Here is a 16,453-nt window from a genome sequence, read left to right on the forward strand (position 1 = left end):
GTGGAGGTGGTCAGGTCAGGCAAGGCGGGTCTCCATGCGTCGGACGAGCAGCGACGTCGGGTAGCTCACGACCAGGAAGAGGATCCCGACCATGGTGAGCGGCTCGACGTACGAGAACGTGTTGGCGCCGAAGGTCTGGGCGGCGGTGAACATCTCCACGACGGAGATCGCGAAGAGGAACGGCGTCTCCTTGAACATCGAGATCGCGTAGTTCCCGAGCCCCGGCAGCGTGTTCTTGATCGCCTGCGGCAGGATCACGGCCCGCCACGTGCGCCCGCGCGGCAGGTTCAGCGCCGTCGCGGCCTCCCACTGCCCGCGCGGCACGGCGTCGATCCCGGCCCGGTAGACCTCGGACATGTAGGTCGCGTAGTGCACGCCGAGGACGACGCACCCCACCACGATGCCCGGCACGGCGGGCAGGAGGAGGTAGACGAACACGAGCTGCACGAGCAGCGGCGTCATGCGGACGAAGTCCACCACGAGGCGCAGCGGCGCCGTGGCCCAACGGCTCGGGGCCCGGCCGGCGAGCGCGATGAGCAGCCCCAGGACGGACGCGATGACCATCCCGACGACGGTCGCGAGCACGGTGACCCTGAGCCCCTCCAGCAGCTCGGGGAACACCTGGGCGGCGCGGTCCCAGCTCCAGATCTCGTTCATGCGTCCTCCCCTCGCACGCCGGCCGCCACGGGGCGCGCGGCGCGCTCGTGGGGCTCCCCCGCGAGCGGCGCGGTGCCCCGCTCCGTCGGCACGTCCCCGGGCCGCTGCGCCCTGGGCGGGCGCACCCGGAGCACCTCGCGCAGCGACGGGCGGGTCGGCACGACGCCGAGCCGCCGCTTGGCCCGCGCCTCGAGCCCGTTCATGCCCCAGGTGAGGAGGTAGGCGATCGCGAAGTACACGAGCAGGCCGACGGTGAAGCTGAAGACCGTGTCGCGCGTCGCCGTGCGGAGCTGGTCCGTCCAGAAGAAGACGTCGTGCAGGTAGATGTACGTCGCCAGCGCCGAGCCCTTGAGCAGCTGGATGAGCAGGTTCGCGAGCAGGGGGATCATGAGCGCCCACGCCTGCGGGAAGATCACCCGCCGCACGCGGTGGACCGGGCCCAGGTTGAGCGCGGTGCACGCCTCCCACTGGCCGCGGGGCACCGCGTTGATCGAGCCGCGGACGACCTCCGCGCCGTACGCCCCGTAGTTGAGGCCGAGCGCGAGGACGCCCACGGCCATCGACTCGAGCTTGACGCCGAACGCGGGGAGCACGAAGAAGAGCCAGAAGAACTGCACCACGAGCGACGTCCCGCGGAAGAACTCCACGACGACCCGGGACGGCGCGCGCAGCCACAGGGTGCGGGCGCGCGAGCCGAACCCGAGGAGCAGCGCGACGGCCATCGCGAGCAGGGCGCCGCCGACCGTCAGCTGCAGGGTGACCAGGACGGCGTCGCCCAGCCGCGGGAGGCGGTCGACGAGCGTCTGGATGTCGTCGGACATCGGCTCAGGAGCCCAGGCCGAGCTCCGGGCCGAGCTCGTCCGCGATCTTCTCGAGGTCGCCCTCGCACAGCATCTCGGCGGTCAGGCCCTCCACGGGGCGCTCCGCCTCGGTGAACCCGAACGGCCCGAGGACGTCCTCGTACCGCTGCGGGTCGGACACGATCTCGGCGAGCTGCTCGTTGTACGCGTCCAGCAGGTCGGTGTCGCCCGCGCGGAAGACCGTCGCGCCCGCGCCGATCTGGGGGACGCCGTCGATCACGGCGACGAACGACTCCGTGGCCTCGACCGGGGCGTCGGCGCTCTCCGCGAGCGCCCGCAACGAGATCCCGGTCAGCGCGAACGCGTCGGCACGGCCCGAGACGACGGCGTCCAGCCCGTCCTGGGGGCTGCCCACCTGGGTGGTGCGCACGTCGGTCTTCTCGGCGTAGCCGGCCTCGATCGCCCCGGACATCACGGCGAGGTTCACCCCCGCGTCGACGGCCGACTGCCAGTCGGTGAGGTTCTTCGGGTTGCCCTCGGGGACGAGGAACGCCGTGGTGTACATGATCTCGGGCTCGCTGAAGGCGGCCTGCTCGCACCGCTCGGGCAGGATCGACATCCCGGCGCTGATCGAGTCGAAGCGGTCCGCGTTGAGCCCGGGGATGAGGGCGTTCCACTCCGTGAGCGTGCCCTCGACCGTGTCGATGCCGAGCTCGCCGTAGACGGCCTCGTTCAGCGCTACGGCGGCGCCCGTGAGCTCCCCGGACGCGTCCTGGAAGCTGTACGGCTCCTCACCGGCGAAGCCGACGGTGATGGTCCCGGCGTCCTGGAGGTCGGCCAGGAGGCCGCCGTCGCCGGTCGCGCCGCCGGACCCGCCGTCGACGCTCGAGCAGGCGGCCGTCGCGGTGAGCAGGACGGCGGCACCCGCCCCGAGCAGCGCGCGGCGACGGTACGGGGTGGTTCGCGTGGAAGACATGGTTCCCTTCGTGCCCGTCGACGCGAGCGGTCGCGGACGGTCGTGGGGCTGAGCGGACGGTCGGCCACGCTAACGCTTTGTCCGACGTTAGACAATCCGACTGTCCTATGGTCCGATTGTCGACAATAACCGCACCGCCGTGCGGACGTCCGCGACAGGGGATGATGTGATACCGGATCGTGACCCAACGGTCTGGGCACGAAGGCCGGCACCGGCACCGCCACGACCACCACGACGCGGAAGGGGACTCGATGAGCCCGACCTCGCGCGCGCCGCACAGCGCCGCACCGTTCCTCTCGCCGGTGACGCGACCGTCGACGGTCGACCTCATCACGCGCGAGCTGCGCGACGCGATCTACTCCGGCGCGCTGCGTGTGGGAACGCCCATCCGCGAGGTCGAGATCGCCGGACAGCTCGGCGTCAGCCGCGGCCCGTTCCGCGAGGCCGCACAGCGGCTCGTGCAGGAGGGGCTCCTGACCGCGACCCCGGGGCGGGGCCTGCGCGTCGTGACGATCGGGCGCGACCGCATCCCGGCGCTGTACGCCGCGCGCACGAGCGTCGAGACCACGGCCGCCCGCCTCGCCGTCGCCCGAGCGACCGACCCGGAGGTCGCCTCGGTCCGCGCCGCGTACGACGCCCTCGTGTCGGCCGGCGCCTCGCAGGACCCGCGCCGGATCGGGGACGCCGACCTCACCCTGCACTGGACCCTGGTGGCCGCAGGCGGCAACCCGTGGTTGCTGCGCTGGATGACGACGCTCATCGTCGAGGTCCGGGTCGCGAGCTTCACGGTCAGCGACGAGTACGCCGTGCGCGCCGACTCCCCCGAGTCCCACGAGATCCTCGTCGACCGCCTCGAGGCGCGCGACGCCGACGGCCTGGTCGCCGCGATCACGACCAACCTCGAGGAGGCCGTCGCGCGGCTCACCGCCCCGCAGGAGGCGGCCGTCGAGACGATCGAGGAGCCGCACCCCGTGCCGCCGCCCCGGCTCGACCCGATCGAGCCGACCGGCCTGCTCTGACGCACCCGTGCCCCGTCCGTGCGGCACGGAGGGCTGACGACCCCGGGACCGAGGTCAGACGCGCGTGCAGGTCGTGAAGCGGTAGCGCAGGCCGGTGGACGACGTCGCCCACCCGCCCGCGTGCACGGCCCACCCGTCGGGGACGTCGGGAGCGTAGGTGTCGCCCGCGACGACGGCGTCGATCTCCGTGACGACGCACCGGTCCGCAAGCGCGATCGTCGCCGCGTAGAGCTGCGCGCCGCCCATGACCCACACCTCGCCCGACCCGGTGTCGCGCGCCGCCGCGCGGGCCGCCGCGAGCGCCTCCGCGACCGACCCGGCCACGCGCACGGGCGCGCCGGCCGGCTCGGCCGGGTGACCGCCGTCGGGCACCGCACCGCCGGACGCACCGGCGCGTGGCGAGGGCTCCCCGGGCGACCAGCCCCGCTGTCGCGTCACGACGACGTTCGTCCGCCCCGGCAGGGGCCGGAACCGGGGCGGGAGCGAGTCCCAGGTGCGGCGGCCCATGACGACGGGGTGGCCCGACGTGACGCGCCGGAAGTGCGCGAGGTCCTCGGGCAGGTGCCACGGCATGGTGCCGCCCGCGCCGATGACGTGCCGCCCGGCGGCGTCGCGCGCCTGCGCCCAGACCAGCCCGAGCGTCGGCCCGCCGAGCGTCTCCTCCCCCACCGCCGTCAGACCGCGATCGGGGCCTTGATCGTCGGGTGGTGCTGGTACCCGACGACCTCGATGTCCTCGTACTCGTACGCGTCGATCGAGTCGCGCGGCGCGAGGCGCAGGGTCGGGTAGGGGTACGGCTCGCGCGTGAGCTGCTCGCGCACCTGCTCGACGTGGTTGTCGTAGATGTGCACGTCGCCGCCGGTCCACACGAAGTCGCCGACCTCGAGACCGGTCTGCGCGGCGACCATGTGGACGAGCAGCGCGTACGACGCGATGTTGAACGGCACGCCGAGGAACAGGTCGGCCGAGCGCTGGTAGAGCTGGCACGACAGCTTCCCGTCGGCCACGTAGAACTGGAAGAACGCGTGGCACGGCGGCAGGGCCATGTCCTCGATCTCCGCGACGTTCCACGCGGAGACGATGTGGCGACGCGAGTCCGGGTTGGACCGGATCTGCTCGATCACCTGGGCGACCTGGTCCACGTGCCGGCCGTCCGGCGTCGGCCACGAGCGCCACTGGACGCCGTAGACCGGGCCGAGCTCGCCGTCGGCGTCGGCCCACTCGTCCCAGATGCTCACGCCACGCTCCTGCAGCCAGCGCACGTTCGAGTCGCCGCGCAGGAACCACAGGAGCTCGTACGCGATCGACCTGAGGTGGACGCGCTTGGTCGTGATGAGGGGGAAGCCCTGCGACAGGTCGAACCGGAGCTGCCGACCGAACACGCTGCGCGTGCCCGTCCCGGTGCGGTCGCCCTTGGGGGTCCCGTGGGCGAGGACGTCGCGCAGGAGGTCCTCGTACGGGGTCGGGACCGGCCCGGCGGGGCTGCCCGACGGCGCACGCTCGCCCTCGGTCACGACGGCAAAGATCGGGGAGGTCGAGTCGGGGGCCACGGTCGTCAGTGTGGGTCGTCGCCGCGGGGCGGGTCAACAACTGCCGTCGGCCTGTCCCGGCCTCGACCGCCCACGGCCGCGGGCGCTCGTCGACGAGGGTGACGCACGTCATGTCACGCAGCGCGCTCCCGGGCGGTCGTACGGGTAGGGCGTCGGACGGACGCTCGTGGGGCACAGGGGCAACCAGGAGGCAGTGATGGAACGCATCGTCATCGTCGGCGGGGGCTACGCCGGGTTCACGGCGGCCCGGGAGATCGAGAAGCGCCTGCGGCGCGAGCTGCGCCGCGGCGAGGTCGAGCTGGTCCTGGTCGACCCGCGCCCGTACATGACCTACCAGCCGTTCCTGCCCGAGGTCGTCGCGGGCTCTGTCGAGGCGCGGCACGCCGCGGTCGCGCACCGCAGCCACCTGCGCCGCACGCGCCTGCTCGACGGGACGGTCGAGCACGTGGACCACGCGCGCCGCGTGGTCGTCGTGCGGCCGCGCTCGGGCGAGGCGTACGAGCTCACGTACGACACGGTCGTCGTCACGGCCGGTGCCGTGACACGCGTGTTTCCCGTGCCGGGCGTCGCCGAGCACGCGATCGGGATGAAGCACGTCGAGGAGGCCGTCGCGATCCGCGACCGGCTGCTCACGTCGTTCGACCGGGCCGCGAGCCTGCCCGCCGGTCCGGAGCGCGAGCGGCTGCTCACGGTGACGTTCGTCGGCGGCGGGTTCTCCGGCGTGGAGGGGTTCGCCGAGCTCCTGTCGCTCGCGCACGACCTCACGCGCGTCTACCCCGAGATCGACCCGGCCGAGCTGCGGTTCCACCTCGTCGAGCGCAACGCGCGCATCCTGCCGGAGGTCACCGAGCGTCCGGGGCGGTGGGTCCTGCGAGAGCTGGAGCGCCGCGGCGCGCACGTGCACCTGGAGGCCGGGCTCGTTTCCGCCGAGGGCGGGGTCGTGACGCTCTCGACCGGCGAGTCGTTCGCCACGGGGCTGCTCGTGTGGACCGCGGGCAACGCAGCGAACCCCGTCGTCGCGACGCACACGGACCTGCCCGTGGACGCGCGCGGCTACCTCGTCACGCGGCCGGACCTGCGGATCGGGACGGTGGACGACACCGTGCCCGACGCCTGGGCCGCGGGCGACGGCGCCGCCGTCCCTGACCTCGCGGTCCCGCGGCCGGGCGCGCTCACGGTCCCGAACGCCCAGCACGCGGTGCGGCAGGGCAGGCGCCTCGCCCGCAACCTCGTCGCCGCACGCCGTGGCCGCGCCACGCGACCGTACGTGCACGGGAGTCTCGGCGTCGTCGCGACGCTCGGCCTCGGCTCGGGCGTGTTCGAGTACCGCCGTCTTGTCGTGCGCGGGCGCCTCGCGTGGCTCATGCACCGCGGGTACCACGTGCTCGCGATCCCGAGCTGGGAGCGCACGGCCCGCGTGCTCGCGGTCTGGGCCACGGCCGCTGCGTTCGGGCGCGACGTCGTCTCGCTCGCCTCGGTGCAGCGGCCGCGCGAGGCGTTCGTCGCCGGGGCGACGGCAGCGGTCGCCGCCGACGGCCGACCCGGCCCGCGGCTCGACGGATCGTCCGACAGTGCCGACGGCGACGCCCCCGCTGGGTCCACGCGGCCCCCGCGGCCCTCGCGACCCGCGCCGGAACCTCTCCGCGCGGCCTGAGACCGCCGTCCGGGTCCGTCGGCCCGCCCCGACCGACGGACCCGGGCGGCTACCCCTGCGCCTGGCGCGGGTTCGCGGCCCGGGCCGCGAACCGTGCGAAGGACGTCCCGCCGTGCAGCGCCTCGCCGTGCGGCACGAGCGAGCCCTGGACGAGCCGCGCCCCGAAGTACCGTGCCTCGGGATCGGTGACCACCTCGCGCCCGTCGCCCCGCGCGGCGAGGACGTCGCGCAGGAACGCGTCGAACCGCACGCGCTCCGGCCCGGCCAGGTCGACGACCTCCCGCAGTGGTTCCCCCGTCGCGACGTCCGCGAGCGCCGACGCCACGTCCGCCGTCGCGACGGGCTGGAACGCGACCGGCGGGACCCGCACGACGCCGTCGACCGTGAGGTGGTCCGCGATCGTGCCGACGAACTCGAAGAACTGCGTGGCCCGCACGACCGACCACGCGACGTCCGACGCGCGCACGAGGTCCTCCTGCGCGCGCTTCGCCCGGTAGAACCCGGCGTCCACGTGGTCGACGCCGACGATCGAGAGCACCAGGTGGTGTCGGACGCCGGCGCGCGCCCCGGCGTCGAGCAGCGTCCGGGTGCCGGTGGTGAAGAACGCCAGGACCTCCGCGTCGACGTACGTCGACGGCCGCGTGACGTCCACGACGACGTCCGCGCCCGTGAGGGCCGCGTCCACCCCGGCGCCGGTCTGCAGGTCGGCGCCCGTGCTCCGGGCGAGCGGGACGGCGTCGTGCCCGCCCGCGCGCAGCATCGCGACGAGCTGCGCGCCCACGCGTCCGGTCCCTCCTGCGACGACGACCCTCATGCCCCGATCCTCCCCGCCCGGAGCACCGGCGGCACGGCGGGAATCACGTGGCCGCCGTCCGCGTTCTCGCGGGCGACCGACCGGTGGGCGACGAGCGCACCGGCACCGCACGAGTGCGAGGATCGACGCATGACGACCGAGCCAGCCACCACGCCGCCGCAGCCGGGCACCGACGAGATCGCCCCGTCGTCGCCGTCGCCCACGGACGCCCTGTGGGTCGAGCGCACCGGCGTGCGCACGTACACCGGTTACTCCGCGCGCGGCGCGCAGGTGCTCATCGGGCCCGCGAGCGCGGGCGCGGTGTTCACGCCGGGAGAGCTGCTGAAGATCGCGCTGGCCGCGTGCGCGGGCATGAGCTCGGACCGCACGTTCGCGCGCCGCCTCGGCGACGACTACGCGGTGACGATCCACGCGGAGGGCGTCAAGGACCTGCCCGAGGACCGCTACCCCGAGATCACGGAGCGGTTCGAGATCGACCTGTCCTCGCTCGACGACGAGGCGCGCGAGCGCCTGCTCACGGTCGCCGAGCGGGCGATCGAGAAGACCTGCACAGTGGGACGGACGATCAAGGCCGGCGCGACCGTGCACACGGTGTTCCAGCAGCCGGGCGGCAGCGTCGAGTGACGACCGGGCCGTGAGGCCCGACCGACGACGGGAGGCGTGATGGCGCACGAGCAGCCGTCCGGTACGCCGGACTACGGGACGTGGGACCCCCCGGGGACCCCCACGTCGGACGCCGTCGCGCGGCGGGGCCGGCGCGCCGTCCGGGCGCCGCAGGACGCGACCGGCGACGCGACGGACTGGGCCGCCTACCGCCCCACGCCGCTGCTCGACGCGGCGCTCGACAATGCCGTGACGATCCCCTCCCACGTGATCCGCGCGCACGTGGACGGCGTGCGCCGCCGGAACCCGGAGGCGAGCCCCGCGCAGATCGTGCGGATCCTCGAGCGCGAGTACCTGCTCGTCATCCAGGCCGCCGGCGGCGCCGTGGGCGCGGCCGCGGCCATCCCGTCGGTGGGCACCGGCGTGGGGATCGCGCTGACGTCGAGCGACATCGCGACGTTCTTCGCGTCGTCGGCCGCGTTCGCGCTCGCCGTGGCGGACGTGCACGGGATCGCCGTGGACGACGTCGCGCGCCGCCGCGCCCTGCTCCTCGCCACCGTGCTCGGCGAGAAGGGTGCGCGCGACGTCGAGCGCGCGACCCAGGGGTCGGGCCTCGCGTGGGGCAAGGTCCTGCTCACGAGCATGCCCGCCGGGACGCTCGTCAAGGTGAACAAGGCGCTCGGCAACCGTTTCCTGCGCACGCAGCTCGCCAAGCAGTCCGGCCTCGCGATCGGACGCCTCGTCCCGTTCGGCGTCGGGGCGGTCGTCGGCGTCGCCGGGGCGCGCGCGCTCGGGCACGGCGTGATCGGCCAGTCCCGGCGCGCGTTCGGGCCGCCGCCGTCGGTGTTCGGGCGGCTCCTGGAGGTCGTCGAGTCTCCGGTCGAGGACGCACCGCCGCGGCTCGTCCCGGTGCCCGACGGCGCGGCGAGCCCGCGGCGGCGCCGTCGCCTCCTGCCCGGGCGCGGGCGGCGGGACCACTCCCCCGCGCGCGACGCGGAGTGACGGGCGGCGACGAGGCGCCCCGCCGGGGTCGACCCGTGCGGCGGGTCGCCGTGGCGCGCGAGCTCGACGTCGACGCGTCCGTCGCGTTCGCGTGGGTCGCCGACCCGCGCACGCACCCGCGCTGGATCCCGCTCACCGTGATGGCGACCCCCGCGGCCCGCGGCCCGGAGGTCGGCGACCGCTTCACGATGGTGAGCGGTCCGCGCGTCGGGCGCACGGGGCGAGGCTTCACCGACCGCATGGTGGTCGAGTCGCTCGACCGCCCGTCCGTCGCGGCCGGCCGGACCGGGAGCACGCGGGTGCACAAGCTCGGTCCTGTCCTGCTCGGCGACGCGGGGTTCGACGTCGTCCCGCTGGGCCGCGGTCGCTGCCGCGTCGTGTGGTGGGAAGAGGCGTACCTCGCCGGCCTGCTCCCGCGCGCCGTCACCGCACCGCTGGTCGGCCTCGCGCTGCGCTGGATGATGCGGACGTCGCTGCGCCGCCTCGAGACCCGGCTGTCCGCCCACCGCTGAGCCCCTGGACACGCCGAACCCGGGGTTGCGGGCCACCAACCTGCGCTGGTGCCCCACGACCCCGGGTTCGGCGGGGGCCGGGCGAGGTCAGGCCGGCGGGGCGTCCTCGACCTGCGCGTCCGACGATGCGGGGGCACCCGTCGTGTCCGGCGCGGGGGTCGTCGCGGCGGGGCCGGCGAGGATCAGGTAGAGCTCGCGGCGCGTGCGCTCGAGGAGCTCCGCCGCGGCCTGCGCCTGCTCGTCGGTGCCCGTGCGGGCGACCTGGTGGACCGCCGCGGCGACCGCCTCGACGCCCGCGCGCAGCTCGCGCCGCGAGCGGCCGCCGCGACCGGCGGCGTCGGCGAACGGGTCGCCCAGCTCGGCGGCGTGCTCCGCGACGTACGCGGTGCCCGCCTCGGTGAGCGTCGCGAGGCGGCGCCCGCCGTCGGCCGAGAGCTCGACGAGCCCCTCGTCCTGGAGCAGGTTCAGCGCCGGGTACACCGCGCCGGGGCTCGGGCGCCACTGGCCCTCGCTCCGCTCGGCGATCTCCTGGATGACCTGGTAGCCGTGCATGGGCTGCTCGGCGAGGAGCAGCAGGACGGCGGCGCGGACGTCACCGCGGCCGGCGCGCCCGGGGCCGCGACCGCGGCCCCCGTGACGACGCCCGCCGTGGCCCGGACCGAAGCCGGGGCCAACGGGGCCGCCCGGCCCGAAGCCGGGCCCGAACCCGCGGTCGCCGGAGCCGGGGCCGAAGCCGCGTCCGCCGTCAACCGGGCCGCCGAACCCGCGGCCACCGCCGCGGCGCGCGCCGCCCCGACCACGGCCGGAGGGGCCGTCGCCGCGGAACCAGGCCGCGTCGTCGGGCACGGGCGGGAAGCCGTCACGACGACGGCGGCCGGGCCGCGGCCCGGGACGCCCGCCGAACGGCTGGGACATGTTCTGGACGTTCTCCGGGGTGCTGCCCCGGTGCTGGTGTGCGTAGCTCATGGGATGTGTCTCCTGGGTGTTCGTGGGGCTCCGGGTGTTCCGCGGAGCGGTGGCGGGCCGTGCCGGCCTCGCGATGGTCGCGAGTCGTCTCGACTCTCAGCGACACGCTAACGATATATCGATAGAATATCGCTGTCAACAGCCGGGCGTGACGTGCGCCGTCCCAGGACGCGCGCACGTCACGGACGTACGCTGGCATCCAGCAACCAACCGGCAGCCCACCAGCACCATCGGACGCCACCCCCGTCCGACCACCACCCGGGCCGCACCACCCCGGCAGGCCCGGCTCCCGCGAGGAGGCGGCGATGCGCCCAGGCCAGCCCCGGCACTACCTCATGTGCCGGCCCACGTACTTCACCGTGAGCTACGAGATCAACCCGTGGATGGACCGGCGCACCCCGGTCGACACCCCGCTCGCGGTCGCCCAGTGGGAGCGCCTGCGCGACACCTACCGGGACCTCGGCCACACCGTGGAGACGATCGATCCCGTCCCGGGTCTGCCGGACATGGTCTACGCCGCGAACGGCGCGACCGTCGTCGACGGCCTCGTCTACTCCGCGCGCTTCACGCACCCCGAGCGCGGCCCCGAGGGCCCCGCCTACCTCAAGTGGTTCGCCGACCACGGGTACGTCACCCACCTCGCCGAGCACGTCAACGAGGGCGAGGGCGACCTGCTCGTCGCGGGCGACGTCGTGCTCGCCGGCACCGGCTTCCGCACCGACCGCGCCGCACACGCCGAGGCCGCGGCGCTGTGGGGGCGCGAGGTCGTGACGCTCGAGCTCGTCGACCCGCGCTTCTACCACCTCGACACCGCGCTCACCGTGCTGCGCGGAGGCTCCGGCACGACCCCGGGCGCCACGCGGCCCGACGACGACGCGCACCCCGGCCTCACCGGCCCCCCGCCCGTCGACGTCGCCTACTACCCGCCCGCGTTCTCGCCCGCCGCGCAGGAGGTCCTGCGCGAGCGCTACCCCGACGCGCTCCTCGCGACCGAGGAGGACGCCGTCGTGCTCGGCCTCAACGCGGTGAGCGACGGCGTGCACGTCGTGCACGCCCCGCGCGCCGAGCGGTTCGCCGCCGCGCTGCGCGAGCGCGGCTACGAGACGGTCGCCGTCGACACGTCCGAGCTGCTGCGCGGAGGCGGTGGCGCCAAGTGCTGCACGCTCGAGATCCGTGAGCCGGCCCCCGTGTCGCGGCCCACCACCGGGAGCGCGTCGTGACCGCGCAGGACGTCCGCCCGGTCGCCGGGGCGGCGGACGACGGCCCACGCGACGCGCTCGCGCACAACTACCACCCGCTGCCCGTGACCGTCGCGACCGCCGAGGGGTCGTGGGTCACCGACGTCGACGGGCGCCGCTACCTCGACTTCCTCGCGGGCTACTCCGCCCTCAACTTCGGGCACCGGCACCCCACGCTCGTCGCCGCCGCGACCCATCAGCTCGGGCGCGTCACGCTCACGTCGCGCGCGTTCGACCACGACCTCCTGCAGCCGTTCGCCACCGCGCTCGCCGCGCTCGTCGGACCGCTCACCACCGGCGGGACGGACTCCCTGGTGCTCCCGATGAACACCGGCGCCGAGGCCGTCGAGACCGCGGTCAAGACCGCGCGCAAGTGGGGGTACGACGTCAAGGGCGTGCGCCCCGGAGAGGCGACGATCGTCGTCGGCTCCGGGAACTTCCACGGCCGCACGACGACGATCGTGTCCTTCTCCGACGACGAGGACGCGTGCCGCGGGTTCGACCCGTACACGCCCGGCTTCCGCCTCGTGCCGTACGGCGACGCCGACGCCGCCGCTGCCGCGATCGACGAGACCACCGTCGCGGTGCTGCTCGAACCGGTCCAGGGCGAGTCAGGAGTGATCGTGCCGCCCGCCGACTACTGGCCGCGGCTGCGCGCGCTCACCGCCGAGCGCGACGTGCTTCTCGTCGCCGACGAGATCCAGTCCGGGCTCGGCCGCGCCGGCACGACGCTCGCGGTCGAGACGTGGGGCGTGCGCCCCGACCTCGTGACGCTCGGCAAGGCGCTCGGCGGCGGGATCCTGCCCGTGTCCGCGGTGGTGGGCCGTCGAGACGTGCTGGAGGTGCTCACCCCGGGCACGCACGGCAGCACGTTCGGCGGCAACCCGCTCGCGTGCGCGGTGGCGCTCGCGGTCCTCGAGCTCCTCGCGACCGGCGAGCCGCAGCGCCGCGCGCGCGAGCTCGGCGCCCGGTTCCACGCGCGGCTCGCCGGGTTCGTGGAGGCCGGCCTGCTCGACGACGTCCGCGGCCTCGGGCTGTGGGCGGGGCTCGACCTCGACCCCGCGCGCGGGACCGGTCGCGACCTGTGCGAGGCGCTGCTCGCGCGCGGCGTCCTCGCCAAGGACACGCACGGCTCGACCATCCGCCTCGCTCCCCCGCTGACCATCTCCGCCGACGACCTCGAGACCGGGCTGTCCGCCCTGGAGGACGCTCTCACGGGTCTTGCGCGGGGTCGGTAGAGTCCGGAGGGTGACCACGCCCGAGCACCCCGCACCCGGTACCACCACCCTCGCGTCGTCCCTGGACGACCTGCGTCGCGCGTACGCCGACCTGCAGGCCCTGGGGCTGAAGCTGGACCTCACGCGCGGCAAGCCCTCGGCCGAGCAGCTCGACCTCTCCGAGGCCCTGCTCGCGCTCCCGGGCGAGGGCGTGCACACCGACGCCGACGGCACCGACGTCCGTAACTACGGCGGCCTCGACGGGCTCCGGCGGCTCCGGGAGATCTTCGCCGAGCTGCTCGGCGTCCCGGTCGAGCAGCTCCTCGCGGGCGGCAACGCGAGCCTCACCCTCATGTACGACACGCTCGCGTACGCCACCCTGTTCGGCGTCCCCGGCTCCGAGCGCCCGTGGGGCCGCGAGGAGAAGGTCCGCTGGATCTGCCCCGTGCCCGGCTACGACCGTCACTTCTCGGTGTGCGAGGCCCTCGGCATCGAGATGGTCACCGTGCCCATGACCGCCGACGGCCCGGACGCCGCCGCCGTCGCCGAGCTCGTCGCGAACGACCCCACCATCAAGGGCATGTGGGTCGTGCCGACCTACGCGAACCCCGACGGGTCGGTCGTCACCGAGGAGGTCGCGCGCGCGCTCGTGTCCGTGCCCGCCGCCGCCCCGGACTTCCGCATCCTGTGGGACAACGCGTACGCGCTCCACCACCTCACCGACGACGAGGTCCGCAGCGCCGACGCGCTCTCGCTCGCCGCCGAGGCCGGGCACCCCGACCGTGTGATCCTCTACGCCTCGACGTCGAAGATCACGTTCGCCGGTGCGGGCGTCGCGTTCCTCGCGTCGTCGCCCACGAACGTCGCGTGGTACAAGAAGCACCTGTCCGCCCAGTCCATCGGCCCGGACAAGGTCAACCAGCTCCGCCACGCGCTGTTCTTCGGCGACGCCGACGGCGTGCGCACGCACATGCGCAAGCACCGCGACATCATCGCGCCCAAGTTCGACGTCGTGACGAGCATCCTCGCCGAGCGTCTCGGCGGCACCGGCGTCGCGTCGTGGACCGAGCCCAAGGGCGGCTACTTCGTCAGCCTCGAGGTCGTCCCCGGCACCGCGTCGCGCGTCGTCGAGCTCGCGAAGGCCGCCGGCATCGCCCTCACGCCCGCCGGCGCCCCGTTCCCGTACGGCAAGGACCCCGAGGACAAGGTCCTGCGCCTCGCCCCGACCCTCCCCCCGATCGAGGAGGTCCGCGTCGCCATGGACGGCGTCGCGACGTGCGTCCTCCTCGCCGCGGCGGAGCAGGCCGCGAGGTAGAAGGCTCCACCCCGCGAGATAGAGCCTCCGGTCGCGAGGTAGAGCCCCACGGGTTCTACCTCGCGACCGGAGGCTCTACGTCGCGCAACCACACTCCGCGCCGCGCAGGATGGAAGACGTGCGCGACCGATGAGTTCTGCCGGCCCCGACGGTCGGTGGGTGGGTGGCCCGGGGAGCCGGGCAGCTCGTCGGCTCCGGCGAACGACCACCCGCGGAGGGGACATGACCGACACTGCACGCGGCGACCTCGCCGTCGAGGCACGCGGCCTCGTCAAGCACTTCACGACCGGGAAGTCCGTCACCAAAGCGGTCGACGGCATCGACCTGCTCATCCCCGAGGGCACCGTGTTCGGCGTCCTCGGGCCGAACGGCGCGGGCAAGACGACCGCGGTCCGCATGCTCGCGACGCTCCTGCGCCCCGACGCGGGGACGGCGCGCGTGCTGGGCCACGACGTGGTGCACGACGCCGACAAGGTGCGCTCCGTCGTCGGGCTCACCGGGCAGTACGCGTCCGTGGACGAGGACCTCACGGGCACGGAGAACCTCGTGATGCTCGCGCGGCTGTACGGGTTCCTCGGCGGCACGGCGCGTGGGCGCTCGGCCGAGCTCCTGGAGGCGTTCGGCCTCGGCGACGCGGGCGACCGCCAGGTCAAGACGTACTCGGGCGGCATGCGGCGGCGCATCGACCTCGCGGCGAGCCTCGTCATGAGCCCGCGCGTGATCTTCCTCGACGAGCCGACGACGGGCCTGGACCCGCGCAGCCGCAACCAGGTGTGGGACATCGTGCGCGTGCTCGTCGCGGACGGCGCGACGGTCCTGCTGACGACGCAGTACCTGGAGGAGGCGGACCAGCTCGCCGACCGGATCGCCGTGATCGACCACGGCAAGGTCATCGCGGAGGGCACGGCGACGGAGCTCAAGCGCTCCGTGGGCGAGGGAGCGGTCCACGTCCGGCTCGCCGACGCGACCCGGCGGGGCCGCGCGGCGGAGGTCGTCGGCACGCTGCTCGGCACGGAGATCACGCTCGCGAACGACCCGTACGCGTTCACGGCGCGCGTGCCCGACGACGGCGCCGCGGACGTCGCGCGCATCCTGCCCGCGCTCGGGGACGAGGGCATCGTGGTCCCCGAGTTCACGCTCGGCCAGCCGAGCCTCGACGAGGTGTTCCTCGCGCTGACGGGTCAGCCCATGGACGACGACGAGACGACCGAGGAGGTGGCCTGATGGCCGCGGACCCCACCCTCACCGCCGCGGAGCTGTGTGCGCCGGAGGCGAACGCGCTGCGGGCGGCGGTCGCGCTCGAGCGACGGCCGTCGCGCCCGTCTGCGATGTCGGCGACCTTCACCTACACGTGGCGCGCGCTGCTCAAGATCAAGCACGTCCCCGAGCAGCTCTTCGACGTCACGGTCTCGCCGATCATCTTCACCTTGATGTTCACGTACCTGTTCGGCGGCGCGCTCGCCGGGGACGTGCAGAGCTACCTGCAGTTCCTGCTCCCCGGCATCCTCGTGCAGGCGGTGCTCTTCACGACGATCTACACCGGGTACACGATGAACACGGACATCAGCAAGGGCGTGTTCGACCGGTTCCGGTCGCTGCCCGTGTGGCGGCCCGCTCCGATCGTCGGAGCGCTGCTCGGCGACACCGTCCGCTACACGATCGCGTCGGTCGTGACCCTCGCGCTCGGCCTCGTGCTGGGCTTCCGCCCGCCGGGTGGCGTCGTGGGGGTCGTCCTCGGGATCGTGCTGCTGCTCGTCTTCGCGTTCGCGCTGAGCTGGGTCTTCACGGCGCTCGGGCTCGTGCTGCGCTCCCCCAACGCCGTCATGGGCACGTCGATGCTCGTGCTCATGCCGCTGACGTTCGCGTCGAACATCTTCGTCGACCCGTCGACGATGCCCGTCGTGCTGCAGCGCTTCGTCGACGTCAACCCGGTGACCCACCTCGTGACCGCGGTCCGCGGCCTCATGGCGGGAGAGCCCGCGACGGAGGGGATCGTCTGGGTCCTCGTCGCCTCGGTCGTCCTCACGGCGGTCCTCGCCCCGATCACCATGCGGCTCTACCGCAACCGGAGCTGACGGGTCGCCGGGGCTCCGGGCCAGAGCCGGACCTGCGAGGCGCACCCCCTCGCGG

General features: G+C 74.4%; 17 protein-coding genes. 10 read left to right on the plus strand and 7 right to left on the minus strand.

Features of this window, described 5'->3' with window-relative positions:
• Positions 1 to 15: 15 nt before the first annotated feature.
• From ehuD to ACZ402_RS15410, 3 genes are read right to left on the minus strand one after another with little or no spacing between them, the layout of a single operon-like run.
• A complete protein-coding gene (ehuD, locus tag ACZ402_RS15400; protein WP_375825262.1) occupies positions 16 to 657 on the minus strand; it encodes an ectoine/hydroxyectoine ABC transporter permease subunit EhuD in 642 nt (213 codons plus the stop codon).
• Positions 654 to 1,478, minus strand: coding sequence for an ectoine/hydroxyectoine ABC transporter permease subunit EhuC (gene ehuC / locus ACZ402_RS15405; protein WP_375825261.1), 825 nt, complete (start codon positions 1,476 to 1,478; stop codon positions 654 to 656). Before ehuC ends, ehuD begins: the two co-directional genes overlap by 4 nt.
• A gap of 4 nt (positions 1,479 to 1,482) precedes the next feature.
• Complete coding sequence (locus ACZ402_RS15410; RefSeq protein ID WP_375825260.1) at positions 1,483 to 2,433, minus strand: transporter substrate-binding domain-containing protein; 951 nt, start codon at positions 2,431 to 2,433, stop codon at positions 1,483 to 1,485.
• Between the two features lie 251 nt (positions 2,434 to 2,684).
• On the opposite strand from ACZ402_RS15410, the gene ACZ402_RS15415 reads away from it, so the two are divergent.
• Complete coding sequence (locus tag ACZ402_RS15415) at positions 2,685 to 3,452, plus strand: GntR family transcriptional regulator (protein WP_375825259.1); 768 nt, start codon at positions 2,685 to 2,687, stop codon at positions 3,450 to 3,452.
• Positions 3,453 to 3,506: 54 nt separating this feature from the next.
• Here ACZ402_RS15415 and ACZ402_RS15420 read toward each other — a convergent pair whose 3' ends face one another.
• Both ACZ402_RS15420 and ACZ402_RS15425 read right to left on the minus strand, forming a co-directional pair.
• Positions 3,507 to 4,121 (minus strand): dihydrofolate reductase, encoded by a 615-nt coding sequence (locus ACZ402_RS15420; protein WP_375825258.1) that lies wholly within the window; start codon positions 4,119 to 4,121, stop codon positions 3,507 to 3,509.
• A 5-nt stretch (positions 4,122 to 4,126) separates the two neighbouring features.
• A complete protein-coding gene (locus tag ACZ402_RS15425) occupies positions 4,127 to 4,966 on the minus strand; it encodes a thymidylate synthase (protein ID WP_375825285.1) in 840 nt (279 codons plus the stop codon).
• A gap of 232 nt (positions 4,967 to 5,198) precedes the next feature.
• Between ACZ402_RS15425 and ACZ402_RS15430 the strand changes: the two genes are divergently transcribed.
• Positions 5,199 to 6,656 (plus strand): NAD(P)/FAD-dependent oxidoreductase, encoded by a 1,458-nt coding sequence (locus ACZ402_RS15430; RefSeq protein ID WP_375825257.1) that lies wholly within the window; start codon positions 5,199 to 5,201, stop codon positions 6,654 to 6,656.
• 49 nt (positions 6,657 to 6,705) lie between these two features.
• Here the strand turns inward: ACZ402_RS15430 and ACZ402_RS15435 are convergent, their stop codons facing one another.
• Positions 6,706 to 7,470 (minus strand): SDR family oxidoreductase, encoded by a 765-nt coding sequence (locus ACZ402_RS15435; protein WP_375825256.1) that lies wholly within the window; start codon positions 7,468 to 7,470, stop codon positions 6,706 to 6,708.
• Between the two features lie 129 nt (positions 7,471 to 7,599).
• Here ACZ402_RS15435 and ACZ402_RS15440 point away from each other — a divergent pair, with 129 nt between their 5' ends.
• The 3 genes from ACZ402_RS15440 to ACZ402_RS15450 are packed head-to-tail and all read left to right on the plus strand — an operon-like array spanning position 7,600 to position 9,587.
• Positions 7,600 to 8,094 carry an OsmC family protein gene (locus ACZ402_RS15440; protein ID WP_375825254.1) on the plus strand — a complete coding sequence of 165 codons (495 nt, stop codon included), beginning with the start codon at positions 7,600 to 7,602 and terminating at the stop codon, positions 8,092 to 8,094.
• Between the two features lie 39 nt (positions 8,095 to 8,133).
• Positions 8,134 to 9,075: a hypothetical protein gene (locus ACZ402_RS15445; RefSeq protein ID WP_375825284.1), complete on the plus strand. Its 942-nt coding sequence runs from the start codon at positions 8,134 to 8,136 to the stop codon at positions 9,073 to 9,075.
• 35 nt (positions 9,076 to 9,110) lie between these two features.
• A complete protein-coding gene (locus ACZ402_RS15450) occupies positions 9,111 to 9,587 on the plus strand; it encodes an SRPBCC family protein (RefSeq protein ID WP_375825253.1) in 477 nt (158 codons plus the stop codon).
• 87 nt (positions 9,588 to 9,674) lie between these two features.
• On the opposite strand, the gene ACZ402_RS15455 is transcribed toward ACZ402_RS15450, so the two are convergent.
• Positions 9,675 to 10,553, minus strand: a complete 879-nt coding sequence (locus ACZ402_RS15455; protein WP_375825252.1) for a PadR family transcriptional regulator — start codon at positions 10,551 to 10,553, stop codon at positions 9,675 to 9,677.
• A gap of 305 nt (positions 10,554 to 10,858) precedes the next feature.
• Here ACZ402_RS15455 and ddaH point away from each other — a divergent pair, with 305 nt between their 5' ends.
• From ddaH to ACZ402_RS15480, 5 genes are all read left to right on the plus strand, one after another.
• Positions 10,859 to 11,773, plus strand: coding sequence for a dimethylargininase (gene ddaH / locus ACZ402_RS15460; protein ID WP_375825251.1), 915 nt, complete (start codon positions 10,859 to 10,861; stop codon positions 11,771 to 11,773).
• Positions 11,770 to 13,029: an ornithine--oxo-acid transaminase gene (gene rocD / locus ACZ402_RS15465; protein ID WP_375825250.1), complete on the plus strand. Its 1,260-nt coding sequence runs from the start codon at positions 11,770 to 11,772 to the stop codon at positions 13,027 to 13,029. Before ddaH ends, rocD begins: the two co-directional genes overlap by 4 nt.
• A gap of 10 nt (positions 13,030 to 13,039) precedes the next feature.
• On the plus strand, positions 13,040 to 14,323 hold the full coding sequence (locus ACZ402_RS15470; RefSeq protein WP_375825249.1) for an aspartate aminotransferase type Ic: 1,284 nt from the start codon (positions 13,040 to 13,042) through the stop codon (positions 14,321 to 14,323).
• 222 nt (positions 14,324 to 14,545) lie between these two features.
• Complete coding sequence (locus ACZ402_RS15475; protein ID WP_375825248.1) at positions 14,546 to 15,547, plus strand: ATP-binding cassette domain-containing protein; 1,002 nt, start codon at positions 14,546 to 14,548, stop codon at positions 15,545 to 15,547.
• Complete coding sequence (locus tag ACZ402_RS15480; RefSeq protein WP_375825246.1) at positions 15,547 to 16,398, plus strand: ABC transporter permease; 852 nt, start codon at positions 15,547 to 15,549, stop codon at positions 16,396 to 16,398. The genes ACZ402_RS15475 and ACZ402_RS15480 overlap by 1 nt, the downstream gene beginning before the upstream one ends.
• Positions 16,399 to 16,453 lie beyond the last annotated feature (55 nt).

It is taken from the genome of Cellulosimicrobium sp. NPDC030954 (assembly GCF_055571305.1).

What these genes read in the sequence shown, in the direction of transcription:
- ehuD (WP_375825262.1), bottom strand. Translation starts at nt 657, where the DNA reads ATGAACGAGATCTGGAGCTGGGACCGCGCCGCCCAGGTGTTCCCCGAG.
- ACZ402_RS15435 (WP_375825256.1), bottom strand. Translation starts at nt 7,470, where the DNA reads ATGAGGGTCGTCGTCGCAGGAGGGACCGGACGCGTGGGCGCGCAGCTC.
- ACZ402_RS15455 (WP_375825252.1), bottom strand. Translation starts at nt 10,553, where the DNA reads ATGAGCTACGCACACCAGCACCGGGGCAGCACCCCGGAGAACGTCCAG.
- ACZ402_RS15440 (WP_375825254.1), top strand. Translation starts at nt 7,600, where the DNA reads ATGACGACCGAGCCAGCCACCACGCCGCCGCAGCCGGGCACCGACGAG.
- ACZ402_RS15445 (WP_375825284.1), top strand. Translation starts at nt 8,134, where the DNA reads ATGGCGCACGAGCAGCCGTCCGGTACGCCGGACTACGGGACGTGGGAC.
- ACZ402_RS15415 (WP_375825259.1), top strand. Translation starts at nt 2,685, where the DNA reads ATGAGCCCGACCTCGCGCGCGCCGCACAGCGCCGCACCGTTCCTCTCG.
- ddaH (WP_375825251.1), top strand. Translation starts at nt 10,859, where the DNA reads ATGCGCCCAGGCCAGCCCCGGCACTACCTCATGTGCCGGCCCACGTAC.
- ACZ402_RS15480 (WP_375825246.1), top strand. Translation starts at nt 15,547, where the DNA reads ATGGCCGCGGACCCCACCCTCACCGCCGCGGAGCTGTGTGCGCCGGAG.
- ACZ402_RS15430 (WP_375825257.1), top strand. Translation starts at nt 5,199, where the DNA reads ATGGAACGCATCGTCATCGTCGGCGGGGGCTACGCCGGGTTCACGGCG.
- ACZ402_RS15475 (WP_375825248.1), top strand. Translation starts at nt 14,546, where the DNA reads ATGACCGACACTGCACGCGGCGACCTCGCCGTCGAGGCACGCGGCCTC.
- ehuC (WP_375825261.1), bottom strand. Translation starts at nt 1,478, where the DNA reads ATGTCCGACGACATCCAGACGCTCGTCGACCGCCTCCCGCGGCTGGGC.
- ACZ402_RS15410 (WP_375825260.1), bottom strand. Translation starts at nt 2,433, where the DNA reads ATGTCTTCCACGCGAACCACCCCGTACCGTCGCCGCGCGCTGCTCGGG.